This is a genomic window from Ruegeria sp. AP11, assembly GCF_056535865.1.
This window is the reverse complement of record NZ_JBQFJB010000002.1, coordinates 331458-355031: the sequence shown is the minus strand read 5'-3', so window position 1 is coordinate 355031 and position 23574 is coordinate 331458. Positions and strand designations below refer to the sequence as shown.

Below are 23574 nucleotides of genomic sequence, written 5' to 3'. Positions count from 1 at the left end.
GGTTTTCCTTCTTCTTATGCCGCTTGTGCTTGGGTTTGCAGTTTGCGCCAGGCGACGCCCAGCTTGGCGATGCCTTCACGAATCTGGTCTTCGGTGATGAAGCTGTAGGCCATCCGGATGAAGTTGCCCGGATCTTCGGTCGGGAAGCTCAGACGGCCCGAGGAAACCTCGACGCCTTCGGCAACACCCAGTTCAACCAGTTTCTCGGCATCGGTACCCTTGGGCAGTTCCGCCCACAGGAAGTAACCGCCCTGCGGAGCGCGGATGGTTGCCTCGGGGATGTGTTCGGCAAAGGCGTCAATCATCGCATCGCGGTGGATGCGCATCTGGTGGATCATCTCGTCAATGTGATGCGCCATCTTGTTCGACTGCATCAGCTGCACAACGATCCGCTGCGCAAATGCATTCGAGCCGCCATCGGCCTTCTGCATCGCCATGCGACGGATCACACCGGCATCGCCGATGGCCCAGCCCACACGCAGGCCGGGAGCCAGAATCTTGGACACGGTGCCCAGGCTGATCACATGGCCGGTGGTGTCCATCGACTTGATCGACGGGATCACTTCGCCTTCAAAACGGATGCGGCGATAGGGATCGTCTTCGCAGATCACGAAGTTGAAGCGCTGCGCCAGTTCCAGCATCTTCTTGCGGCGCGCCAGCGAGGTGGTGACACCGGTCGGATTGTGGAAATCCGGCACGTCGAACAGCAGTTTGGGCATCTGCTCGGCGTTGTTTTCCATGTTTTCCAGCTTGCGCTCCAGCTCATCGGCGCAGAAACCTTCGTCGTCCTGACAGATATCGATGAACCGCACGTTGTGTGTGCGCATGATGTGAACGGCGGTCATATAAGTGGGGCGGGTCACGATCACCGCATCGCCCGCCTCGCAGAAGGTGCGCAGGGCCAGATCGAAGGCACTTTTGGATCCGTAGGTGACCAGCACGTTTTCGCGGGACGCCTTGATGCCGTCTTCGGCCACGAATTTGCAAATCTCGTCGCGCAGATCATCCAGACCCATCAGCGGCGCATATTGCATGGCTTCTTCGCGCAGCGGGCCTACGGCTTCGGTCGCCTCGCGCACCACGTCGGGCAGGCAGGGCGGATAAGCCGCGCCGGAATTGAGCGCGATAGTGCCCGGGGTGTGGTCGAAAACCGATTTGCCAAGGATGGCGGAACGGCGTGCGAATCTGAACTCAGTCATTTTCTTTCCAGTCAGGTTTCAGGATGAGGCAGTCATGCGGGCAGCCGACGATTCGTTGACGGAAGCCCGCGCGGGATTGAAAAAACAGTCTGCGAATCGGTGGTTATTATCCGGGTCAGGCCCGGCGAGAACGCCAGGCCACGTAGTAATGGAAACCGCTTTGTACGCTTGCGAAATCAGCCCGTCACAATGAGGGGCGTCTTTCATCTGCGCATCCGAAAAAGCAATCATCTTGCGGCTCCCTGAAGAAATGCCTTGCGTCAAATAATATATTATCTAGTATCACTCCCACGTCAACTCAGAATTACAGGGCTCTCATGGCACCCCAATACGCAGACTTCACCAAAGAGGAATTCGAACAGCGCTACGCGAAAACGCGTGCGCTGATGGCTGAAAAGAACCTCGATGCGATGCTGATCACCGAGCGACTGAACTATCAGTATTACTCGGGCCACCGCTCGGAACAGTGCGCGGTCGACAAGATTCGCTCGTACATGGTCATCATCCCCAAGGATGGCGATCCGACGCTGATCACCATGCCGTTCGAGGTTGCGCAGGTCGAACAGACCTCGTTCATCACCGACATCCGCACCACCGGCGGCCTGATGGGCCACCCCGAGTTCATTATCGGCGTCCTGAAAGAGCTGGGCCTGTCCAAAGCCAAGATCGGCTGTGAACTGGGCCGCGAGCAGTATCTGGGTATCTCCTACCTGGGTCTGCAGGAAGTAATGAATGGTCTGCCCGAGGCCGATTTTGTCGATGCCGCCGACATCATCCTGAAAGTGCGCAACGTGAAATCGCCGCAGGAGATCGAATACCTGCGCCGCGCCTCGATCATCTCGGCTGAAGCGCAGAAAAAGACCTTTACCCAGGTGCGCGCGGGCATGACCGAAAACGAGGTCGCCCAGATTCTGCGCGAAAACCTGATCGCCAACGGCGCCGAGAAAATCTCGCTGCTGTGCGTGCTGTCGGGCGCCAATGACAAGGGTATCGTACTGCTGCCGACCGACCGCGTGATCCAGCCGGGTGAAACACTGGGTTTTGACGTGGGCGTCAGCTATCGTGGCTATTGGTCGGATCTGGCCCGGACCGCATCGGTGGGCGAGCCGTCGGCAGAACTGAAAGAGTTCTACAACTGGATGATGCGCCTGCGCCACGACTGCAACATGCAGCTGACGGCGGGCAACAAGCCTGCGGACGTCATCCGCGTTGTCGACAAATATCTCGATGACCGCGGTCTGAAGACCATGGGCGTTGGCCGCGTCGGCCACGGTGTCGGCATCGAGACCACCGAATACCCGTCGCTGGCGGCGTTCGAGGATATCACCTTCGAAGTGGGCAACGTCTTTGCCTGCAACCCGAACTTCTCGAACGAGCTGGGCTTCATCAACGCCGAAGACAACTGGGCCATCACCGAAGGTGAACCCGATCTGTTGTCGGCACCGGTCGCGGACTGGGACATCCCGGTCATCGAGGCCTGATATCAAAGGGTGTCGCCGGGGCCGGCGGCACCCACGTTACCAAACAGGGAGGAAAAACATGAAATCCGATTTTCTGCGCCGTACGGTTCTGAAAATGACTGCCGGTCTGGCCATGGCGGCCTTGCCGGTTATGGCGTCGGCTGAAACAGTCGAAGAGCGCGGCCAGGGGGATGGCCTGCGCGTGGCCTATTACAACTTTGCGCCGTTCGGCTATGTCAACGCAGACGGTGATGTTGTGGGCGAACAGGTCGAGATCCTGCGCCACGTGCTGGGTGAAATGGGCCTGAAAGTTCAGTCCGAAACCGCCACCGAATGGGGCAACCTGATCCCGGGCCTCAAAGCCGACCGCTTCGACATCGTGGCCGCCGCCATGTTCGTGACACCCAAGCGTTGTGGCGAGGTTGCGTTCTCGGAACCAACCTTCGGCATCCAGAACACCATCATCGTGCCCGAAGGCAACCCCGATGGTCTGGGCAGCTCGTATGAAAGCATCGCCGAATCCGGCAAGACGCTTGCAGCGATTGCTGGTACCGCACAGGTTGACTGGGCAAAAAGCGTGGGCGTAGACGAAGCCAACATCATGCAGGTGCCGGACAACCCGACCGGTCTGGCCGCAGTTCGCGCGGGCCGTGCGGCAGCTTTCACCATCGACGCACCGGGCGCACGGATTGCCGTGGGCAGCGACGGCGGTGAAGGGTTCGAGATGCTGGAGCCGTTCGCCGAAGTCGGTGGCAAACCGGCCAGCCCGCATGGCGCCTATGCCTTCCGTCCGGCCGAGGCTGAGTTCGTGAAGAAATTCAACGAAACCCTGGCCGCGTTCATCGGCACGCCCGAACATATCGCGATCATGGAGGCCCATGGCCTGCAGCAAAGCGAACTGCCCTCGCGCAGCACAGCCGATCTGTGTGAAGGCTGACAACAACCCGGTCGGCCAGGGCACACGCGCTGGCCGAACCGATCGGGGAATGAGGATATCTGCCTGCAAGGTACCGGCGCATGGAAATTAAGGACATCTTTGGGGATAGCCCCGGCGATTACCGGGTTGGCGTCGTCGCTCTTGCCAATGATCAGGTGATCGAGCGTGATCTGACGCGTCTGCTGCCACCAGGGATTCTGACCTTCACTACCCGGATTGCCTTTGGCGGCGATTGCACGCTGGAACAACTGGCAAAAATGGCCCCCGTCCTGACAGGCGCGGCGGAACTGCTGAACCCTGAGGTCGAATTGGATGCGGTGGTGTTCGGCTGCACCTCGGGCACGATCGCCATCGGACCGGACGATGTGCGCGCGGCCATTCAGGCCACCTGCCCCAAGGCCACCGTGGTGAACCCGGTGGATGCGGCCTGCGATGCCTTTGATCATCTCGGGGCGAAACGGCTGAATCTGGTCACCCCCTATGAAAGCGGTGTCGCCGATCTGATGGCCCGCACTTTTGCCGGGCGCGGTTTCGAGATCGTCAACCGGTTCGATTTCGGCATCACAGAATCCGCCGATATCAGCCGCGTGACGCCGGACGCGATCCAAAGGGCTGCGACTGCACTGGATACGCAGCGCGTTGATGCGATTTTTGTCTCGTGCACCGATTTCCAATCGCTTGAGGTGCTGGCCGAAATCGAAGCGAAAACCGGATTGCCCACCGTATCAAGCAATCAGGCTATGGCATGGAAAATAATGACAAATTCTGGCATTTCACCAAAAGAAAAATGCTATGGTGAGCTGCTGAATCACGTCAAACAGAAAAACACCGACCAACAAGGAGAACTGACATGAAACTCAATCGCAGGGCTGTGCTGTCCACTGCAACGGCGATGGCCACACTTGCCCTGACCGCCACGGCCAGCCTGGCCGAAACGCTGAACGACCGCGCCACCGGCGACGGTCTGCGGGTGGCGTTCTACAACTTTGCGCCCTACGCCTACAAGGACGCCGATGACAATCTGGTCGGCACCGATGTGGAAACTCTGACCGCAGTGCTTGAAAAGATGGGTGGCAAGGTGGCCGAGGCGAACTCGACCGAATGGGGTGCATTGATCCCCGGCCTCAAGGCGGACCGTTTCGACGTGGTCGCAGCAGGCATGTTTGTGACGCCAAAGCGCTGCGCCGCCGTGCAGTTCTCGGAGCCGACATTCGGCATCCAGCAGGCGATGCTGGTCGAAACAGGCAATCCCAAGGGTGTCAGCAACTATGAATCCATCGCCGAAAACGGCCTGAAAGTGGGTGCCGTGGCCGGTGCCGCGCAGGTGGGTTACGCGCAACTGGCCGGTGTGGCCGAGGCCAACATCTCGCAACTGCCCGACAACCCGACCGGTGTTGCGGCGTTGAAAGCAGGCCGTATTGACGCCTGGGCCGTGTCGGCCCCGGGTGTGCGCCAGATCGTTGCCAGCGATCCCGGCGGTGTCGAAGCGACGCCGGTCTTCGCCGAGGTCGCCGGTCAGCCTGCAGTTTCGCACGGCGCCTTCGCCTTCCGCCCCGAAGACGCGGAATTCGTCAAGGCGTTCAACGCCACCATGGCCGATTTCATTGGTTCGCCCGAACATATCGCGATCATGGAAAAACACGGCATGACGGCAGATGAACTGCCGATCAGCTCGACCGCCGAGCTGTGCGAGGGCTAAGGCCAGATTGATCCCGGCCCGATCCCCGGGCCGGGACACACGAATTACTTGCGGGGAGTGCGCATGAATCGCATTGCTATCGTATCCGCGCTGATCGCCTTTCTGGTTGGCCTGGCCTTCGCCACGTTCTCAGAAATGCGGGTGTTTCTACCCGCCATTCTGAAAGGTGCCGTAGTGACCGTTCAGGTTTCCATCCTGTCGATCGCGCTGTTCTTCTTCATGTCTGTGATCTCGGGCATTGGCAGATTGTCAGACAACCGGGCAATCCGGTGGACCTCGGTCTTCTATATCGAGGTGTTCCGGGGCACATCCCTGCTGGTTATCCTGTTCTGGATGTTTTTCGTAATGCCTGAATTCGGCGTGACCCTGTCACCGATGTTTGCGGGCGTTGCGGCCATTGGCCTGAACTTTGGCGCCTACGGGGCCGAGGTGGTGCGCGGCGCCATTTCTGCCGTACCGAAAGGCCAGACCGAGGCAACCATCGCCCTGAACATGACGCCCTATCAGCGCATGACGCGGATCGTTCTACCGCAAGCCATCGCGATCATGATCCCCGGCATGAGCAACCTGACCATCGAGTTGATCAAGGCCACGGCGCTGGTGTCGGCGGTGACGCTGGTCGATATCACCTACGCTGCGGTTCAGCAGAACCAGTTGCATTACCGGACGGTGGAAATCTTCGCGATTACCATGTTGCTTTACTATGTCCTTGCGCAGTTCGTGCGCTTTGGCGGCGAAGCGCTGGAAGAATATTACACCCGTCACCTGAGCAAGAGGGTTTAAGCCATGGACTGGAGATGGGATTTTACCTTCGACGTCGTTCTTCCCAAGATGTGGGAAGCCGCAGGCGTAACCGTATGGGCAACCGTAGCCAGCTTTGCATTTGCACTGGTCGGCGGCCTGATCCTGATGCTGCTAAAAACGCATCGTTCAAAGTGGGTGAGCCGGCCTGCGACGGAAGTGATCGAATTCATCCGCGCCACTCCATTGCTGGTGCAGATCTTCTTTCTGTTCTTCCTGCTGCCCGAGATTGGCCTGACCCTGCCACCGCTGACCACGGGCATTCTGGCCATCGGCATCTATAACTCGGCCCTGTGCGCCGAGGTTTACCGTGCCGGATTCCAGGCGGTGCCGAAAGGCCAGTGGGAGGCGTGCATCGCGCTGAACCTGTCGCCCTATCGCACCTTCCGGGATGTGATCATCCCGCAATCGCTGCCGCCGATCGTGCCCGCATTGGGCAACTATCTGGTAGCGATCTTCAAGGAAACGCCGTTGCTGTCCTTCGTGGCCGTGGCGGAAATCATGCAGGTCTCGAAACTGATCGGGGCGGAATACTACCGCTTTACCGAGGCCATCACCATCGCCGGGATTTTCTTCCTGGTCATGAGCCTGATCGCGGCCTTCCTGATCCGCATCGTCGAAAACTATGTCAAGAGGAGCATCCTGCATTGACCCATCCCATGATTCAATTCGACAAGGTCCTAAAGGCCTATGGTGCCTTGCAGGTTCTCAAGGATCTTGATTTCTCGGTCGACAAGGGTGAGGTGGTTTCGATCATCGGCCCGTCGGGTTCGGGTAAAACCACCGTGCTGCGGGTTCTGATGACGCTTGAGGGCATTCAGGGCGGCACCATGTTCGTGGATGGCGAGCCGCTGAACAAGATGAACATGGACGGTCAACTCGTCGATGCCTCGCGGGCGCATATCCGGCGCATCCGGTCCAAGATCGGCATGGTGTTCCAGAACTTCAACCTGTTCCCGCATATGACCGCGTTGGAGAACTGCAACGAAAGCCCGGTGCATACGCAAGGCAAATCCAAGGCCGAAGCGACCGAGGAATCCATGCGGCTGCTGGAAATGGTGGGTCTGGCCGACAAGGCAGGGCACTATCCCAGCCAGTTGTCGGGTGGTCAGCAACAGCGTGTTGCCATCGCGCGCACATTGGCGATGCACCCCGAAATTCTGCTGTTCGACGAACCGACCTCGGCGCTCGACCCGGAAATGGTCGGCGAGGTGCTTGAGGTGATCCGCGAACTGGCGCGCTCGGGTGATTACACCATGCTGCTGGTCACCCACCAGATGGGCTTTGCCCGCGAGGTGTCGGACCGGGTCTGCTTCTTCGACGGCGGCAAAATGGTCGAACAAGGCAAGCCTGACGATCTGTTCGGCAATCCGCAGCACGACCGTCTGAAGCAGTTCCTGTCCAAAGTCCTCGAAGCGGGGTAAAAGCGACAACAGCAGCAAAGGAGCAGGCCACTACATGAAAAGCATCATCAATTACGGCGACGGCCCGAAGGCAATCTATGAAATTCTGAAACGTCAGATCATCTCGGGTGAGAGGCAACCTGGCGAAGAACTCAAGATCATGCCTTTGGCGTCCGAGATGGAAATCTCCATCGTTCCCCTGCGGGAAGCCGTAAGGATGCTGGCCTCAGAAAACCTGATCGAGCTGCGCCCCCGGCGCAGCCCGATCATCGCCCGGATCGACGTACGCGATCTGGTCGAGATGAACCAGATCCGCGGCGCACTGGAACCGATCATTCTGGCGGACGCGGTTCCACGACATACAGCCAAGACGCTGAAGGCCTGCGAAAAGGTTCTGAACCGATCCGAAAAGGTCAAGGACCCGTGGGAGATGGTGGAGTTGAACAAGGATTTCCATCTGACTCTGCTGGGCCCGTCGCGGTTGCAGCGATCGCTTGAGATCGTCTCGGATCAGTATGACGGGATTGCGCGACTGACGCAGTTCCGCGTGATCACCCACGAAGATCATCTGGGCAAATTGCACAGCGAACATGCCCGGATTCTGGATGCAGTCAAAAAAGGCGATATCGCCGCTGCAGTTGCAGAAATGACCAGCCATATCGATCAGGCCACGACGCGTGCCGCGCACGAGCTGAGCGAAGCAGAAGACTCTCAGGGCGATGAGCCCATCACCAATGCCAGCTGATCCGCGGATCGGAGGGCGCAACACTTAACGAAGTCAAAATGCAGACAGAATATGATTTCATCGTTGTCGGCTCGGGCAGCGCCGGAGCTATCATTGCCGCCAGACTGGCAGAGGACGGCCAGAACAAGGTGCTGTTGCTGGAAGCAGGGCCCAAAGATTCCAGCCCCTTGTTTCATGTGCCGGCCGCCATGCGCTATGCCTATAACGCGCCGAAATACAACTGGAACTTCGAGACCGAGCCAGAACCATATCTGAACAATCGGGTACTGGTGCAGCCGCGCGGCAAGGTGCTGGGCGGGTCCAGTTCGATCAACGGTCAGCTCTATCTGCGCGGCCACCCGATGGACTATGAAGGCTGGGCAGAAGGCGGAGCCAAGGGGTGGTCCTATGCGGATGTCCTGCCCTATTTCAAACGGCTGGAAACCCGCGTCGATGGCGGCGACGAATATCAGGGGCACGAAGGGCAGATCCGCGCCTCGACCATGGGATCGGACAACCCGCTGACGCAGGCGTTTCTGCGGGCGGGAGAAGAGGCCGGGTATCGCCGCACCGACGATGTGAACGGCGGCCAGCAGGACGGGTTCGGGTACCTGCCCAAGAACGTGGCCAATGGCCGCCGGTCCTCGACCGCTTATTGTTACCTGCGCAACCCGCCCGCCAATCTGGACATCCAGACCGGCTGTACCGTGCGCAACCTGATCATCGAGGACAAGACCGCCAAAGGCGTGCGTTATGTGCAGGGCGGGCGCGAGATCGCCGCTACAGCCCGGCGCGAGGTGGTGCTGTCAGCGGGCGCCTTCAACAGCCCCACCATCCTGATGCATTCGGGCATCGGCCCGGCGGCACAACTGCGCGAACACGGGATCGAGGTGATCCACGATCTGCCCGGCGTCGGCGAGAACCTGATGGATCACCCGCTGACCTCGTTGCAGGTGAAATGCACGCAGCCGGTGACGCTGTACAAACACCTGAACCTGTTTGCGCAGGCCAAGGGCGTGATCGACTGGGCGCTGACCCGCAGGGGGCTGCTGGCCAACAACCACTTTGACGCGGTCTGTTTCATCCGCACCAAGGCGGGCGTGCGCTTCCCCAACATGCAGATCGCGCTGTTCCAGATCGCCGTGGCCGAAGGTTCGGCCGATTTCATCAAGGAACATGCATTCCAGCTGCAATTCACCAACCAGCGTCCGCAAAGCCGGGGCTATGTCAAACTGGCGTCGAACGATCCCTTCGCGGCACCGCGCATCCGCTACAACATGCTGGAACATCCCGAAGATGTCGAAGAGCTGAAAGCGGGCCTGCGCCTGTCGCGCGAATTGACACAGCAACCATCGCTGGCGGCCTTCACGGGTGAGGAAATCTTCCCCGGTACGCAGGTGCAAAGCGACGCGGATATCGAAAACTGGCTGCGCGAGAACTGCCATTCCTCGTATCACCCGTCGGGCACCTGCAAGATGGGCGTGGACGACATGGCGGTGGTCGATCCGGAATGCCGGGTGCATGGCATCGACAATCTGCGGGTGGCGGATGCGGGGATCATGCCGGTCATACCGTCGGCCAACCTGAACTGCCCGACGATGATGATTGGCGAGAAAGCCTCGGACATGATCCTGAGCAAGGACCCGCTACCGCCGTCGAACCTGCCCTATTTCTCGGACCCGAACTGGGAAACCGCGCAACGCTGAGGGGTTTCACACGGCGAAAAAAAGGGGCGGCCATTGGCCGCCCTATCCAGTTTGGGGGAGTGTAAACTCAGGGTTTCGCAGCCGTCAGGCGCGGGAACAGATATTCCTGTACCGCAGCTTCGCCACCGACGCAGCCCAGACCGCTGGCTTTCACGCCGCCGAAGGGGACGTCGATATAAGCGGTGGTCAGCTGGTTGACGGCAACGGTGCCCGATTGCAGCCGTGCGGCAACCGCCTCGGCAGCGGCCTGTTCGGGGCCGTAGACATAGCTGGACAGGCCAAGGTCGCAATCGTTTGACCGTGCGATGATATCTTCCAGATCGTCATAAGGCGCGATGCAGGCGATGGGGCCGAAAATCTCTTCGTCCATGCCCAGGGCATCGTCGGGGACGTTGGCGAACACGCGGGGCGGTGAGAAGAAGCCCTCGTTCTGCGGCGCGGGTTCGTTCAGGACTGCTGTGGCCCCTTTGGCCAGCGCGTCGGCGGCGATCTTGTCCATCGACTGGACGCGCTCCATGTTGGCGAGCGGACCCATTGTGGTGCCCTCAGCCGCGCCATCACCCAGCACCAGCTTGCGGGCATAGGCACCCGCGGCCTCGGCAAAGGCGTCGTGCTGATCACGGTTCACGTAGATGCGGTTGGGCGCAGTGCAGACCTGCCCGGCATTCCAAAAGCGTTTCGAGATCAACGCATTCGCCACCTCTTCCACGTCCGAACCCGGCAGCACGATGGCAGGCGCGTTACCGCCCAGTTCCAGCGTGCAGCGCATGATCTCGGCCCCGCATTGCGAGGCCAGCACACGACCCACATTGACCGAGCCGGTATAGGACAGGTGTCGCATCGCCGGGTGCTTGATCAGCTGCGCCGACAGTTTCGACGACGAGCCCATGACCAGATTCACGGAACCGCTGGGCAGGTCAGCCTGATTGATGATCTCGACCAGCATCGCAACGGATGAGGGCGTGTCATTGTTGGCCAGCACCACAACCGTACAGCCCGCCGCCAGCGCAGGGGCAATATGCACGGCTGCAGTTTCTACCGGGAAGTTCCAGGTGGTGATCACGATCACCGGCCCGACCGGGATCATGTCGATGGTCCGTCGCGCGCCCTGACCGGGGCGTTCATACGAGAAATCCATCGTATCGGCCATCTCGGCGAAATGCTCGAACATGCCGACCACACCGGACATCTCAAGCCGCGCCTCATCCAGCAGTTTGCCCTGCTCCAGCGTGATCTGTGCGGCCAGCTTTTCCGACGCGGCCTTCACCCGCGCGGCAATATCATCCAGCACCCGCGCACGGCGTTTCGGCGGCACCTGCGACCATTCCTTGAAGGCACGCGCGGCGGCTTCGGCGGCGTGATCGGCATCTTCCATGCTGGCGCAGACAAACTCGCCACAAGACTTTCCAGTTGCTGGATTCAGGATAGGGCGGGTTTCGCGCCCGTCCTCGGGAACCTGGCTATTATCTATGATTGGGTGGAACATCTTTTCCTCTTGGGCGGTACGATTTGGAGCATAAATACTATATTATATATTTTAACTCAATGAATCTCTGCGCCATGTCACATGTAATTCCCACCAACGATGAGCAAGATGATTCGGCTTTGGCATCGAACGCGATAGGCATGTTGTTATGAGGCGCAGATTTGCGGGATACCAGTGCTAACGATCAACGCGATGATCTAGCTGGGGGATACTGGCATATCGCAAAACGCCGGACGCCTGATCACACCACTTAAACAATCCGCATCATATCCACGTTTTTAAAGAGACCCATCCACGTTCGAAAGACCAGACATCGTCATCGCTTGTTTTTTACTATCATGACTCATAACACCCGATCGAAAGCAATGGGTCCTGAGCCCCAGCATCAGCCCCTTGCGAAGCGCGCGCCGGACCGCATAAACACAACATGACGGTTTCGGGTCGTCCTGTTCCTGGCGTCACAACCGGGCCGAACCATTACACGACTTAGCTGAGAGAGCCGATGCGGAGCGGTAAGACAATTCATGTGATCTCGGCCCATGCCGAAGGCGAGGTGGGAGATGTCATCGTCGGAGGAGTCGCTCCGCCGCCCGGTGAGACCCTGTGGGCGCAGCGCAGCTTTGTTGCGCAGGACCAGACCCTGCGCAATTTCGTGCTGAACGAACCGCGCGGCGGCGTCTTTCGTCATGTCAATCTGCTGGTGCCACCCAAACATCCCGGTACCGATGCCGCTTTTATCATCATGGAACCCGAGGACACGCCGCCTATGTCCGGCTCGAACTCGATCTGCGTGTCGACGGTGCTGCTGGATGGCGGCATCATTCCGATGCAGGAGCCGGAAACGCACATGGTACTAGAAGCCCCGGGCGGGCTTGTCCGGGTGCGGGCGGAATGCAGGGACGGCAAAGCACAACGCATTTTCGTTCAGAACCTGCCCAGTTTCGCCGACAAGCTGTCAGTCCCGCTTGAGGTGCCGGGGCTGGGGACAATTACCGTCGATACCGCCTATGGAGGTGACAGCTTCGTAGTGATCGACGCACAGGCGCTGGGATTCGAGATTGTCGAACACGAAGCCCGCGACATTGCCCGGCTGGGCGTGACGATCACCAACGCGGCCAATGAGCAGCTTGGGTTCACGCATCCTGAAAACCCGGATTGGGATCACATCTCATTCTGCGCCTTCTGTGGTCCGCTGGACAAAACCGATACCGGGCTGACCGGCAAATCCGCCGTGGCGATTCAGCCCGGCAAGGTTGACCGATCGCCTACCGGCACCGCCGTTTCTGCGCGGATGGCGCTGATGGCGGCCAAGGGGTTGATGCAGAAGGGCCAGACATTCGAGGCGGTCTCGATCATCGGATCGCGTTTCACGGGCCGAATTGTCGACACCGCACAAGTGGGCGACCGGGCGGCGATCATTCCCGAAATCAGCGGCCGGGGCTGGATCACAGGCATTCATCAGCACATGCTGGACCCGGACGACCCCTGGCCGGGCGGCTATCGCCTGTCGGACACCTGGGGGGTGTGAAGCGGGCTCTGCAAACAGGACCCGGGTGCATGATTGGTCACCGGTTTTGGCGAGCAACACACATGCCAAATGCCCTATTTTAGTGCGGCTAAAATAAATTTTGATCTCGCGCTCAATCTTCTGTTCAATGAAGACGAGACGAATGACCAGCAGGAGAACCCGCATGCAGGCTCCGAATACCCGCACCAAGGCCAAGGGACAGCCGACCGAATTGGGTCAGGCAATCCGGAGGCGACGCAAGGCGATGAACATGACGCTGGATCAGGTTGCCAAGGCTGCAAACCTGACGACGGGGTTTCTGTCGCAGGTGGAACGGGGGCTCAGCTCGCCTTCCCTGACATCCCTGATGGCGATAGCGGCGGCGCTGCAAACCAGCGTCGAACAATTGCTGAGCGTGCCACGAGTATTCTCTGAATTCGTGGCAAAGGACAGCCGGCAAACCTATTCGCTTGGCACACGTGGGCGGTTTTACGAAAAGCTGGGGCCCGGGTTTGCCGGTGCACTGTTTCATCCACAGATCGTGCATCGCCCGCCCGGCCATGTTTCGGAAAAGATGTGCCATGCGGGCGAGGCGTTCTGCTATCTGCTTTCGGGGCAGTTGGAATACACGCTGGGCGACAAGGTCTTTGTGATGTCCCCCGGCGATGTGATTCATCACGATACATCGGTGCGTCATCATTCGGTTGTGCTGGGAGAAATCGAGGCGGTCGAACTGTGGGTGACGACGTCTCCGATCAGCGAGGCAGGACCTCAAGAGTGAGGTCATAGTAAGAAAAAATGATCTATTACTAAAAAAGTCTTTAGTATTGCTAAGAATCACTTATTCTCCCCTCGCATAGCGAATTTTGCTTTTGCGGGAGGAGATGAGGATGAAACTGAAAACGGTACTGGGCCTGACGGTAGCTGCGGCAATGGCGTTACCGGTGGCGGCGCAAGAACGGGGCGGCACACTGAATTTCGCCCGATATGACGGATCACGGCTGATCGATCCGATCTATGCAGACCGCAACCCCGATATCTGGATGGTCGGCAGCCTTTTCGACACGTTGCTCCGCGGCAGCGCCGACGGAAACTCGGTCGAGCCCGGTCTGGCTGAAACTTATGCGGTGTCAGACGATGGGAAAACCGTCACACTAACCCTGCGCGATGGTGTTGTTTTTGCTGACGGCACGGCCATGACAGGCAACGATGTCGTGTTTTCACTGGATCGGGCGCGCAATCCTGATCTAAGCCCTTGGGCCGGGTTGCTGGGCTCGATCAGCGCGGTTTCCAGCGATGGCAACACTGTCACGATCGCGCTGAATGACCCTGACCCGACCATCCTTTCGATGCTGGCCACATTTAACACCGCTATCGTATCGAAAGCGGCATTTGATGCGGCTGCGGGCGAGACGGATCAGGACAAATCCGCCGCCATCTTTGCCGCCACTGCCCCCGGGGTCGGATCCGGCCCGTTCTATCTGTGCGGCTTTGAACAAGGCGCTTCGATGGATTTCTGCGCCAATGAAAATTACTGGCGCATGGGGGCCGATGGCAAACCCCTGCCCTATCTGGACAAGGTGCATTTCGAGATCGTTCCAGATGACGCCACCCGTATCCTGCGCTTGCAAGCCGGCGAGGTCGATGTTGCGGAATTCATCCCGTTCAGCCGCGTGGCTGAGCTGGACGCAGACGCGAATATCGACATGCAGCTATATCCATCCACGCGGATCATCTATTCGCCGATCAACACCCGTGACACACGCGCCGATGGCTCGCCGAACCCGTTGGCCGATGCACGTGTGCGTCAGGCGCTGAACTATGGCACCAACAAGGATGCGCTGATCGGCGTGGTGCTGCACGGCGCAGGCCAACCGATGAGCTCGCCACTGATGGCGAAGGCGACGCAATATGCAGCCGACCTGAGCCCGCTTTATTCCTACGATCCGGACAAGGCCAAATCACTGATCGCCGAGGCCGGTATCGCGCCGGGAACGCAGGTCACGCTGACCACGCTGGCCGGGTCGGCGGATGACGCGACGATCTTTGCCGCGCTACAACAGATGTGGGCGGAACTGGGCATCGAACTGGTGGTCGAGCAGGTCGACGGCGCCACACGCGGGGCTAAGAACCGCTCGGGCGAGTTTGACATTCACACCTATGGCTGGGTCAACGATGTAAACGACCCCAGTCAGGTCGTCGGCTGGCTGGGTTATACGCCAACCGCCAAGGCCGTGGGCACCGGATGGGAGAATGCCGAATTCAACAAGCTGTTCGAAGAAGCCGCGAACGAGATGGACCCCGAGGCGCGAGAAGCCAAGTTTGCCCGGATGCAGGAGCTCTATGCCGAAGCCGCGCCGCTGCTGTTCATGTATGAGACCCCATTTGCCGTGGCTGTCGGCAATTCGGTCGGAGGCTATGTTCAGACGCCATTGGGCAATAACATCTTCGACGAAGCAACAGTCAGCCGCTAAGAGCTGACCCCTTGCCCCGCCGCAACACGCGGCGGGGCCTTTTCGGAGCGCCAACGTGTCCAGCCTGTCCTATATACTGAAACGGCTTTTGCTGATGATCCCGACCTTTTTTCTGGTCATGGTCATCATCTTTCTGCTGGTCCGTCTGCTACCAGGTGATCCGGCCATTGCGATGGCGGGGGATCGCGCCTCGGACGCTGATATACAGGCCATTCGCGAAAGGCTGGGCCTGACCCAGCCGATCCTGACGCAATTCTGGCTGTTCCTCAGCAACACCGTTCAGGGCGATCTGGGCCGGTCGATCCTGATGCGCACCGATGTGATCAGCGTGATCTCCGACCGGCTGCCGATCACTGTTTTTCTGGCGGTGTATTCCGTGGTACTGTCGCTGCTGATTGCCGGGCCACTGGCCTTTGTCGCCGCGCTCAATCGTGGGCGCTGGCCGGATATTGTGATCCGAACAGTGTTTCAGATCGGCCTGTCGATGCCGGTCTTCTATATCGGTCTGGTGCTTCTGACCTTTCTGGCCGCAAATCTGCGGTGGTTTCCTATTGGCGGCTATGGCGACACATTTGGCGAGCGCCTGTATCACCTGTTTCTGCCCTCGATCACTGTCGCACTTTACACTTCAGCGATCATCATGCGAAACCTGCGCAGCGCAGTTATCGAAGTTTTGGACGCCGAATATGTCCAGTTCGCGCGCGCCAAGGGCATGCCACCGCGCGTGATCCTTGGCCGGCATGTGCTGCGCAATGCGCTGATTTCAACGGTGACCCTGCTGGGCCTGTCCATCGGCAACCTGATGAGCGGTACGCTTGTGACTGAAACCGTGTTCGCCGTTCCCGGTATGGGGCGTCTCATGCTCGAGGCGATCTTTGCCCGCGACTATCCACTGATTCAGGGGCTGACGCTGACCTTCGCCCTGCTGGTTTCTCTGGTGTTTCTGATGACCGACCTGTTCCAGAGCCGCCTTGACCCAAGGATGCGCCTGCAATGAGCAACATAGCCATCACCAAGAGTCGACCATCCTTTCTGCAGATGGCCCTGCGCAAACCGGGCTTTCTGGCCGGGGTGCTGATCATCGGGTTTTCGACGCTTCTGGCCGTTTTTCCCGGTGCCTTCGCACCTTACGACCCGAACGCGATCGATTATCTGGCGATCCGGCAGCCGCCGTCCTGGGCGCATCCGTTCGGCACCGACCTTTTGGGACGGGACAGCCTGTCGCGGGTGATCTGGGCGTATCAGGTCAACATGCAGATGGCGATCTTCGGCACAGTATTTGCATTGGTGTTCGGCGTCGTGATCGGAGCGCTGGTCGGCTATTACCGGGGCATCGCCGACATGATCTTTGGCCGGATCGTCGACGCGGTGATCACCTTCCCATTCCTCGTTCTGGTCATTGCCGTCGTGGCGGTGCTGGGGCCGGGGCTGATCAACATGTATATCGCCATATCCGTCGTCTACTGGGTTTACTATGCGCGGCTGATGCGGGCCGAGATCATTGCCCAGATGGGCAACGACTACGCCGCCGCCGGGGTGGTCATGGGCTATTCCGACCGGCGCATCATCTTTCGCCATCTTCTGCCAAACGCCATCACACCCGTCATAGTCTACTGGATGACGGATATGGCGTTGGTGATCCTTTTGGGCTCGTCACTGGGCTATCTGGGTCTGGGTGCGCAGCCGCCGCAGGCGGAATGGGGTGTACTGATCGCCGAGGGGCGCAACTTCATCTCCACCGCGTGGTGGCTGAGCCTGATGCCCGGCCTTGCCATCGTTCTTACCGGCCTTGGCTTTTCGCTGCTGGGTGACGGGTTGGCCGACCTGCTGAGACCAAGGGGATAGGACATGCACAACACGACGCCGATCCTTCAGGTCAGGGACCTCTGCACAACATTCCACCGCAACGGCACCCCCCTGCCCGCCCTGCGCGATGTCAGCTTCGACGTCGCACGAGGCGAAATTCTGGGACTGGTCGGCGAAAGCGGCTCGGGCAAAAGCGTCACTTTGCGCTCGATCATCGGGCTTGCCCGCCGCTACGGCGAGGTGACTGGTCAGGTGAAATGGCAGGGCAGAGACATGCTGACGATGCCCGATCGGGACTTGCGGCAGGTTCAGGGCCGCGAAATCGCGATGATCTTTCAGGAGCCCATGACTTCGCTCAACCCGCTGCTGACGGTTGGCATACAGATCGAAGAGACGCTGCAGGCCCATACCGATCTGGGGCGCGCCGCGCGCCGGGATCGCGCGGTCGAGATGCTGGATCTGGTCGGCATCCCATCGGCAGCGCAAAGGCTGAAGGACTATCCGCACCAGTTCTCGGGTGGCATGCGGCAGCGGGTTATGATTGCCATCGCGCTGGCCGCCAACCCCAAGCTGTTGCTGGCCGACGAACCGACAACAGCGCTGGACGTGACCATTCAGGCGCAGATCCTCGACCTGATCCTGCGGCTTGCAGATGAGCTGGACATGGGCGTGGTTCTGGTCACCCATGATCTGGGCGTTGTGGCCCAGACCTGCGATACCGTCGCGGTCATGTATGCCGGCCGGATCGTTGAACAGGGGACCGTGCGCGATGTTCTGCGCCAACCCCATCACCCCTACACCGCAGGTCTGATGCGTTCGGTGCCGGAAAACCTGACGCCGCGCTCGCAGCTTTATTCGGTGCCCGGCACACCGCCCGGTCTTGAGGCGCTGCCGCAGGGTTGCGCCTTTGCCCCGCGCTGCGAGGCATGCGCCCCGGCCTGCCAACAGGACCGCCCCGACCTGTCCCCGATGGCCGAGGGTCGGCAAGTCGCCTGTTTCAATCCGGTCACCAAAGCCGAGGGAACCGCCGCATGAGCATCGTGATGCAAATTCGCGACCTGCATCTGCGTTTTCCGCTGGGGCGCAGCCTCACGGATGTCATGGCTGGTCGCCCCGGAAAAGTGGTTCAGGCCCTCAACGGAGTCAGTCTGGACCTGATCCGGGGCGAAACGCTGGGCGTTGTGGGGGAATCCGGATGTGGCAAATCCACTCTCGCCCGCTGTATCGTGCGGCTTCATTCCCCAAGCGAAGGCTCGGTCCGCTTCGAAGGGCTGGATGTGTTTGATGGCGATGCCCGTGCAGACCGCGATTATAACCGCCGCGTCCAGATGATGTTTCAGGACCCCTATTCCTCTCTCAATCCCCGTATGACTACGGGCCAGATCCTGTCTGAGGCGCTGAATGTACATCAGATGCGGCCCGAACCGGAAATTCCCGCACGGGTGGCCGAATTGCTGGAGTTGGTTCGCCTGCCGCAGGATGCGCAACACAAGCTGCCACACGAGTTTTCAGGCGGCCAGCGTCAGCGCATCGCCATCGCCCGGGCGCTGGCGGTCGAGCCCGAAGTGCTGATCGCGGACGAGCTTGTCTCGGCGCTGGACGTCTCGGTTCAGGCGCAGGTGGTCAATCTGCTGCTGGATCTGCAGCGGGATCTGGGGCTGACCATCCTGTTCGTGGCCCACGACCTGCGTCTGGTCCGGCATGTGTCGAACCGGGTGGCGGTGATCTATTTGGGCCGCATTGTCGAGATCGGCGACAGCGAAACGTTGTTTTCGTCCCCTGCCCATCCCTACAGCCAGGCGTTGCTTTCTGCCGCACCGTCGCTGAACCCCGATGACCGGGGCAAAGTCACCCGACTGGACGGAGAGCTGCCGTCACCATTGAACATGCCCTCGGGCTGCCCGTTCCACGTCCGCTGCCTGCACGCCACCGACATCTGCAAATCCACCGTCCCGGCCCTCAGGTCATTCGAAGACCGCGGCGACGTCGCCTGCCATCATGTAGAAGAGATAAACAGCCATGCTTGATGCCCCGAATACCGATCAGCACCCTGTCATATCCGCGTTGCGGAAGGAATTGCAGGCGCAGGGTCTGGATGCGTTCATCCTGCCCCGTTTTGACGCGCATCAGGCCGAATATGTCGCCCCGCATGACGAGCGTCTGGCCCATGTGACCGGCTTCACCGGGTCGGCGGGTATGGCGATCATCACGCCTGAAACGGTGGCGATCTTTGTCGACGGGCGCTATGTGGTGCAAGCCGCCAATCAATGCGCAGGGCCAGTCTTTTCGCATCATCATCTGTTTGACGAGCCGCCCGAAACATGGCTGGCCTCGGTGGCGCAGGACGGCTGGAAGATCGGGTTTGATGCCATGCACATTCCGCCCGCTTGGCATGATCGTTTTGCCAATGCGCTGGCAACAAGCGGTGCCCGGCTTGTAACGGCTGAAAGCAATCCGGTGGATGCGATCTGGGCCGATCAACCTGCACCACCTTCGGGTCTGATCGAGCCCATGCCGCTGCAGTTTGCAGGCAAAAGCGCGGCAGACAAGATCTCTGATTTGGTTGCCGGGATGCAGGCGCAAGGCGCGGCGCTGATGGTCGAAACCCAGCCCGACAACATTGCCTGGCTGTTGAATATCCGGGGCTCGGATGTGGCATTCAACCCGGTCCCACATTCCTTTGTTCTTATCGAAAGTTCGGGCTGCGTGCATTGGTTTGTAGCAGATCAAAAGCTGACGCCAGAGGTGTGCGATCACCTTCCGGACGAAGTGAAGATACATTCCGCACCTTCCTTTCTTCCGACACTTCAGGCGCTCGTAGAATCCGGTCAGGGAGTCATGTTCGACCCGGAATTTTCACCCACTGCCGTGGTATTCGTGCTGAGGGAAAAAGGCGCAACGAAACTGCCCGGCAAAAGCCTGATAACCCTGTCCAAGGCCCGAAAGAACCCTACTGAGCTGGAAGGGCTGCGCAATTGCCACATCCGCGACGGCGTCGCCTGGACCGAGTTTTGCGCCTGGCTGGCCGCCGAGGTCCCGGCCCGGGCCGCACAGAACCGCTTCGTCAGCGAGCATGAGGCCGAAGAAAAAATCCTGTCCTTCCGCCGGGCCCAAACCGGATTCCTTAGCGAGAGCTTTCGCTCGATCTCGGCCGCTGGTGGCAACGCGGCCATGTGCCACTATGCCGTCACCCCCGGTACTGACGTCCCGATCCGGCCCGACGGCACTTATCTGCTGGATTCCGGTGGGCAGTACGAAACCGGCACGACGGATGCGACCCGCAGTTTTTCATTCGGCCCACGGCGCCCCGAGGGATATGACCGCGCCTATACAGCAGTGTTCAAGGCCTTCCACGCCCTTGCCACGCTGCGTTTTCCGCCCGGAACGCAGGGGCATCATATCGACGCCATCTGCCGCCGCCCGCTGTGGGATATCGGGCTGGATTACGATCATGGCACCGGGCATGGCATCGGCCACCGCCTGTCAGTGCACGAACATCCACAGCGTATCGGCAAGCCCTATAATCCGGTCGATCTGGCGCCCGGCATGATCTTGTCCATCGAGCCTGGGTATTATCTGGCCGACAGGTTCGGCATCCGTATAGAAAACCTGTTCGAGATCATTTCGGCAGAAGACGGGTTTATGAAGTTCCGCAACCTGACTTGGGCACCCATCCAGACAGATATGCTGCTGACGCACCAATTGACCGAAACCGAGCGAGATTGGTTAACCAGCTATCATGCCAAGATGCTGGAACGAATTGGCCCGTATCTGTCCAAAGCAGCATTAGCCTGGGCGAAGAAAATCTGATCAGAATTTACTGACTATGTTTTAGATTTACCGCGTTCAAACGGGTACAGCCGGAGAATCTCCCGACATAGAAATCCTTGCTTAGGCGACAGGTTCTGGCCCGGCGGCAATACGAAACTGATATATGCTTTTCCGTCTTGTGCATCCGGTTTATGAATGCAGACTGATTTGGACATCGATCTCCTACCAACAGGGACGCACCTCGTGTCTTGGGCGACTTTTGCTCTGGAATAATGCTAGCGACTTCCACCAGAGGCGTTTCAGATCGAGTACACTGTCCGTAAGTTAAACGCGATCTTTCGCGAATGGTTGGACATCATGGACCCGAAAACTGCCCGCCTCATTCGTAGTCTCCAACGGCATATGCCAGCCTTCGAGGCCGCAGCGCGACACGGCAGTTTTACCTTGGCCGGTGAAGAACTCGGCCTGACACAAAGCGCTATCAGCCGCCAGGTTAAGGATCTGGAGATCAAGCTGGGCCGCGAGGTGTTTCGGCGCCAACACAAGCAAGTCATACTAAACTAAGCCGGAGAGAAAATTTTTCGCGCCTATTCGTTCGCTACTCAGCATCTGGGTGATGCAATTGAGGACGTTCTGCGGAAAAAGACAAAGCGACAAGTGGTATTATCCACCTCGACCGCGAACGCCGCCTTTTTGCTTATGCCGAGGGTCAAAGACATGCGCAATTGCTTTCCCGGCGGTGAGATATTTGTCATGACCTCGGATCCGCAGGGAGTCGATCCTTCTGAAAATATTGATTTTTCCCTGATATATGGAAAGCCGGATCATGCCGGCATGAAATCGGTGCCGTTGTTCAATGACATCGTGACGCCCGTGTGCAGCCTGTCATACCTTGAAGAAAACGGCCCGATCGCAAAGCCTGCGGATCTGTTGTCGCACGATTTGCTGTATATGCAGGCGCAACATTCCTCGTGGATCGGATGGCGACGCTGGTTGAGACATTTTTCTCTGGAGGTTCCCACGGGAGGCCAGCAACTGGCGTTCAACAACTACTATCACGTCATTCAGGCCTGCCTCGCCGGGCAAGGCGTCGCGCTCGGCTGGCTTCGCATGATGCAGGATCAGCTGCAATCAGGACAACTCGTAGCTCCGTTGTCTGATCGGGTTGAAACGGATGATCTGTATTACCTGGCCTATCCGCGCCACAAAGTCCCTGCATGGGATCTTGCGCCGTTTCATGATTGGTTGATGGCCGAATTCGGTCAACCTGCCGAAACACTTTGACGTTTGCCAGCGACTGCTTCGGGAACTGAACGGTGCACCAAGTCGACCCATTTCTAAGCGACGATTGGCATGTCGGCTGATCAACGGCATTTTTTGAATGCGTTAAACTCATGCTAAGTCGCGTGTTATTTCATTTCGGGTCTATTCCGGCTTAAATTATGCCTTCCCTTGAACTCCCAGCACGAACCAGACGCCGGATTGCAAGGATACAGCATGAAAAAATCAATCAACTTCCAACTGACAAACCGAGGTCAAATGCAATGAGAGGTGAACACGCCTCGAATACCCCGCAGAATGTGACACTTCCCGGCAAGAAGACCTGGAACTGGCATCCGGATCTGCCGCTGCAGGACAATTCGATCTTCAACCTGTCGCGCGGCCCGATCAATGCGTTGAAAGTTCTGTTCAACTCGTGGCTGCCGATCACTGACCGGCTGATCGTTGTCGCAGTTTCGGTGCTGACATGGCTCTATCTATCGCCATCGCTTGAAACTGCGCGAAGCTTTTCATTCGACTGGGTGGCGCTGGTCTATCTGCGCAATCTGGCGCTGATGGTTCTGTTGGCGGGCGGAATGCATCTGTATCTGTATACGTTCAAGCGGCAGGGCAATTACCTGCACTATGATGCGCGTCCGTTCCACAAGAAAAATGCACTGTTTACCTTTAACAGCCAGTTCCGCGACAACGTGTTCTGGTCCATCGCCAGCGGCGTGACGATCTGGACAGCCTATGAGGTTGTCGGCCTGTGGGCCTACGCGAATGGCTATATGCCGATGCTCAGCTTCGCGGACCACCCGGTCTGGTTCGTACTGTGGTTTGTGTTCCTGCCGATGTATGGTGTGTTCCATTTCTACTGGATTCACCGCCTGCTGCACTGGGGCCCGCTTTATACCAAAGTGCACGCGCTGCATCACCGCAACGTCAATGTCGGCCCGTGGTCAGGCATGTCGATGCATCCGGTGGAACATATCGGCTATCTCAGTTCAGTGCTGATCCATGTGGTGCTGGCCTCGCACCCGATCCACTTCATCTTTCAACTGCAGCAGAAGGTGCTTCTCGCGGTCAGTTCTCATGCGGGCTATGACGCCATTACAACCGGTGATGGCAGCGACACAGGTCTGAAGGTCGGTGACTTCTTTCACCAATTGCACCACCGCTATTTCGAGTGCAACTATGGGGAGCCCGAGGTTCCTTGTGACAAGTGGTTCGGCACCTTCCATGACGGGACCGAGGAAGCGACCGCCGTCACCCGCGCACGAACCAAACAGATGCGCAAGAAATAAAGAGTAAAAAGCCGCTTCTTGCGGATGAGCGGTG

The 23574-nt window shown here is 59.0% G+C and carries 22 protein-coding genes; 20 read left to right on the top strand and 2 right to left on the bottom strand.

The window, feature by feature from the left end:
• Positions 1-14: 14 nt before the first annotated feature.
• Positions 15-1199: an aminotransferase-like domain-containing protein gene (locus ACR3E4_RS19560; protein ID WP_480530834.1), complete on the bottom strand. Its 1185-nt coding sequence runs from the start codon at positions 1197-1199 to the stop codon at positions 15-17.
• A 317-nt stretch (positions 1200-1516) separates the two neighbouring features.
• On the opposite strand from ACR3E4_RS19560, the gene ACR3E4_RS19555 reads away from it, so the two are divergent.
• The 9 genes from ACR3E4_RS19555 to ACR3E4_RS19515 all read left to right on the top strand — a co-directional run bounded on the left by ACR3E4_RS19555 (position 1517) and on the right by ACR3E4_RS19515 (position 9929).
• A complete protein-coding gene (locus ACR3E4_RS19555) occupies positions 1517-2680 on the top strand; it encodes a M24 family metallopeptidase (protein ID WP_480530832.1) in 1164 nt (387 codons plus the stop codon).
• Positions 2681-2738: 58 nt separating this feature from the next.
• The gene (ehuB, locus tag ACR3E4_RS19550) at positions 2739-3596 is read left to right on the top strand and encodes an ectoine/hydroxyectoine ABC transporter substrate-binding protein EhuB (protein WP_480530830.1); all 858 of its coding nucleotides are present in this window, start codon (positions 2739-2741) and stop codon (positions 3594-3596) included.
• Positions 3597-3676: 80 nt separating this feature from the next.
• Complete coding sequence (locus ACR3E4_RS19545; RefSeq protein WP_480530828.1) at positions 3677-4450, top strand: maleate cis-trans isomerase family protein; 774 nt, start codon at positions 3677-3679, stop codon at positions 4448-4450.
• The gene (gene ehuB, locus ACR3E4_RS19540) at positions 4447-5295 is read left to right on the top strand and encodes an ectoine/hydroxyectoine ABC transporter substrate-binding protein EhuB (protein ID WP_480530826.1); all 849 of its coding nucleotides are present in this window, start codon (positions 4447-4449) and stop codon (positions 5293-5295) included. Before ACR3E4_RS19545 ends, ehuB (ACR3E4_RS19540) begins: the two co-directional genes overlap by 4 nt.
• 63 nt (positions 5296-5358) lie before the next feature.
• Entirely contained in the window at positions 5359-6078 is a 720-nt protein-coding gene (ehuC, locus tag ACR3E4_RS19535) for an ectoine/hydroxyectoine ABC transporter permease subunit EhuC (RefSeq protein ID WP_480530823.1), read from the top strand.
• A gap of 3 nt (positions 6079-6081) precedes the next feature.
• Positions 6082-6747 (top strand): ectoine/hydroxyectoine ABC transporter permease subunit EhuD, encoded by a 666-nt coding sequence (ehuD, locus tag ACR3E4_RS19530; protein ID WP_480530821.1) that lies wholly within the window; start codon positions 6082-6084, stop codon positions 6745-6747.
• Positions 6744-7520, top strand: a complete 777-nt coding sequence (gene ehuA / locus ACR3E4_RS19525) for an ectoine/hydroxyectoine ABC transporter ATP-binding protein EhuA (RefSeq protein WP_480530819.1) — start codon at positions 6744-6746, stop codon at positions 7518-7520. Before ehuD ends, ehuA begins: the two co-directional genes overlap by 4 nt.
• Before the next feature lie 34 nt (positions 7521-7554).
• The gene (locus tag ACR3E4_RS19520) at positions 7555-8244 is read left to right on the top strand and encodes a GntR family transcriptional regulator (RefSeq protein ID WP_480530817.1); all 690 of its coding nucleotides are present in this window, start codon (positions 7555-7557) and stop codon (positions 8242-8244) included.
• 38 nt (positions 8245-8282) lie between these two features.
• Entirely contained in the window at positions 8283-9929 is a 1647-nt protein-coding gene (locus tag ACR3E4_RS19515) for a choline dehydrogenase (protein WP_480530815.1), read from the top strand.
• A gap of 67 nt (positions 9930-9996) precedes the next feature.
• On the opposite strand, the gene ACR3E4_RS19510 is transcribed toward ACR3E4_RS19515, so the two are convergent.
• The gene (locus tag ACR3E4_RS19510; protein WP_480530813.1) at positions 9997-11415 is read right to left on the bottom strand and encodes an aldehyde dehydrogenase family protein; all 1419 of its coding nucleotides are present in this window, start codon (positions 11413-11415) and stop codon (positions 9997-9999) included.
• A 502-nt stretch (positions 11416-11917) separates the two neighbouring features.
• Between ACR3E4_RS19510 and ACR3E4_RS19505 the strand changes: the two genes are divergently transcribed.
• The 11 genes from ACR3E4_RS19505 (at position 11918) to ACR3E4_RS19455 (ending at position 23540) form a co-directional block, all read left to right on the top strand.
• The gene (locus tag ACR3E4_RS19505) at positions 11918-12943 is read left to right on the top strand and encodes a trans-3-hydroxy-L-proline dehydratase (protein ID WP_480530811.1); all 1026 of its coding nucleotides are present in this window, start codon (positions 11918-11920) and stop codon (positions 12941-12943) included.
• Positions 12944-13106: 163 nt separating this feature from the next.
• The gene (locus ACR3E4_RS19500; RefSeq protein WP_480530809.1) at positions 13107-13703 is read left to right on the top strand and encodes a helix-turn-helix domain-containing protein; all 597 of its coding nucleotides are present in this window, start codon (positions 13107-13109) and stop codon (positions 13701-13703) included.
• Between the two features lie 109 nt (positions 13704-13812).
• Complete coding sequence (locus tag ACR3E4_RS19495; protein ID WP_480530807.1) at positions 13813-15396, top strand: ABC transporter substrate-binding protein; 1584 nt, start codon at positions 13813-13815, stop codon at positions 15394-15396.
• A 55-nt stretch (positions 15397-15451) separates the two neighbouring features.
• Positions 15452-16393 carry an ABC transporter permease gene (locus ACR3E4_RS19490; RefSeq protein WP_480530805.1) on the top strand — a complete coding sequence of 314 codons (942 nt, stop codon included), beginning with the start codon at positions 15452-15454 and terminating at the stop codon, positions 16391-16393.
• Positions 16390-17241, top strand: a complete 852-nt coding sequence (locus tag ACR3E4_RS19485) for an ABC transporter permease (protein WP_480530802.1) — start codon at positions 16390-16392, stop codon at positions 17239-17241. Before ACR3E4_RS19490 ends, ACR3E4_RS19485 begins: the two co-directional genes overlap by 4 nt.
• A gap of 3 nt (positions 17242-17244) precedes the next feature.
• Positions 17245-18237, top strand: coding sequence for an ABC transporter ATP-binding protein (locus tag ACR3E4_RS19480; protein WP_480530800.1), 993 nt, complete (start codon positions 17245-17247; stop codon positions 18235-18237).
• On the top strand, positions 18234-19229 hold the full coding sequence (locus tag ACR3E4_RS19475; protein ID WP_480530798.1) for an ABC transporter ATP-binding protein: 996 nt from the start codon (positions 18234-18236) through the stop codon (positions 19227-19229). Before ACR3E4_RS19480 ends, ACR3E4_RS19475 begins: the two co-directional genes overlap by 4 nt.
• A complete protein-coding gene (locus ACR3E4_RS19470) occupies positions 19222-21012 on the top strand; it encodes an aminopeptidase P family protein (RefSeq protein ID WP_480530796.1) in 1791 nt (596 codons plus the stop codon). Before ACR3E4_RS19475 ends, ACR3E4_RS19470 begins: the two co-directional genes overlap by 8 nt.
• Positions 21013-21330: 318 nt before the next feature.
• The gene (locus ACR3E4_RS19465; RefSeq protein ID WP_480530794.1) at positions 21331-21537 is read left to right on the top strand and encodes a LysR family transcriptional regulator; all 207 of its coding nucleotides are present in this window, start codon (positions 21331-21333) and stop codon (positions 21535-21537) included.
• A gap of 93 nt (positions 21538-21630) precedes the next feature.
• A complete protein-coding gene (locus tag ACR3E4_RS19460; protein ID WP_480530792.1) occupies positions 21631-22257 on the top strand; it encodes a LysR substrate-binding domain-containing protein in 627 nt (208 codons plus the stop codon).
• A gap of 260 nt (positions 22258-22517) precedes the next feature.
• A complete protein-coding gene (locus ACR3E4_RS19455; protein ID WP_480530790.1) occupies positions 22518-23540 on the top strand; it encodes a sterol desaturase family protein in 1023 nt (340 codons plus the stop codon).
• The last annotated feature ends 34 nt before the right edge of the window (positions 23541-23574 follow it).

Coding starts and splice junctions, on each gene's coding strand:
- ACR3E4_RS19555 (WP_480530832.1), top strand. CDS start 1,517: ATGGCACCCCAATACGCAGACTTCACCAAAGAGGAATTCGAACAGCGC.
- ehuB (WP_480530826.1), top strand. CDS start 4,447: ATGAAACTCAATCGCAGGGCTGTGCTGTCCACTGCAACGGCGATGGCC.
- ACR3E4_RS19475 (WP_480530798.1), top strand. CDS start 18,234: ATGAGCATCGTGATGCAAATTCGCGACCTGCATCTGCGTTTTCCGCTG.
- ACR3E4_RS19515 (WP_480530815.1), top strand. CDS start 8,283: ATGCAGACAGAATATGATTTCATCGTTGTCGGCTCGGGCAGCGCCGGA.
- ACR3E4_RS19545 (WP_480530828.1), top strand. CDS start 3,677: ATGGAAATTAAGGACATCTTTGGGGATAGCCCCGGCGATTACCGGGTT.
- ehuD (WP_480530821.1), top strand. CDS start 6,082: ATGGACTGGAGATGGGATTTTACCTTCGACGTCGTTCTTCCCAAGATG.
- ACR3E4_RS19505 (WP_480530811.1), top strand. CDS start 11,918: ATGCGGAGCGGTAAGACAATTCATGTGATCTCGGCCCATGCCGAAGGC.
- ACR3E4_RS19510 (WP_480530813.1), bottom strand. CDS start 11,415: ATGTTCCACCCAATCATAGATAATAGCCAGGTTCCCGAGGACGGGCGC.
- ACR3E4_RS19500 (WP_480530809.1), top strand. CDS start 13,107: ATGCAGGCTCCGAATACCCGCACCAAGGCCAAGGGACAGCCGACCGAA.
- ACR3E4_RS19485 (WP_480530802.1), top strand. CDS start 16,390: ATGAGCAACATAGCCATCACCAAGAGTCGACCATCCTTTCTGCAGATG.
- ACR3E4_RS19480 (WP_480530800.1), top strand. CDS start 17,245: ATGCACAACACGACGCCGATCCTTCAGGTCAGGGACCTCTGCACAACA.
- ACR3E4_RS19560 (WP_480530834.1), bottom strand. CDS start 1,199: ATGACTGAGTTCAGATTCGCACGCCGTTCCGCCATCCTTGGCAAATCG.
- ACR3E4_RS19470 (WP_480530796.1), top strand. CDS start 19,222: ATGCTTGATGCCCCGAATACCGATCAGCACCCTGTCATATCCGCGTTG.
- ACR3E4_RS19520 (WP_480530817.1), top strand. CDS start 7,555: ATGAAAAGCATCATCAATTACGGCGACGGCCCGAAGGCAATCTATGAA.
- ACR3E4_RS19495 (WP_480530807.1), top strand. CDS start 13,813: ATGAAACTGAAAACGGTACTGGGCCTGACGGTAGCTGCGGCAATGGCG.
- ACR3E4_RS19465 (WP_480530794.1), top strand. CDS start 21,331: ATGGACCCGAAAACTGCCCGCCTCATTCGTAGTCTCCAACGGCATATG.
- ehuB (WP_480530830.1), top strand. CDS start 2,739: ATGAAATCCGATTTTCTGCGCCGTACGGTTCTGAAAATGACTGCCGGT.
- ACR3E4_RS19455 (WP_480530790.1), top strand. CDS start 22,518: ATGAGAGGTGAACACGCCTCGAATACCCCGCAGAATGTGACACTTCCC.
- ehuC (WP_480530823.1), top strand. CDS start 5,359: ATGAATCGCATTGCTATCGTATCCGCGCTGATCGCCTTTCTGGTTGGC.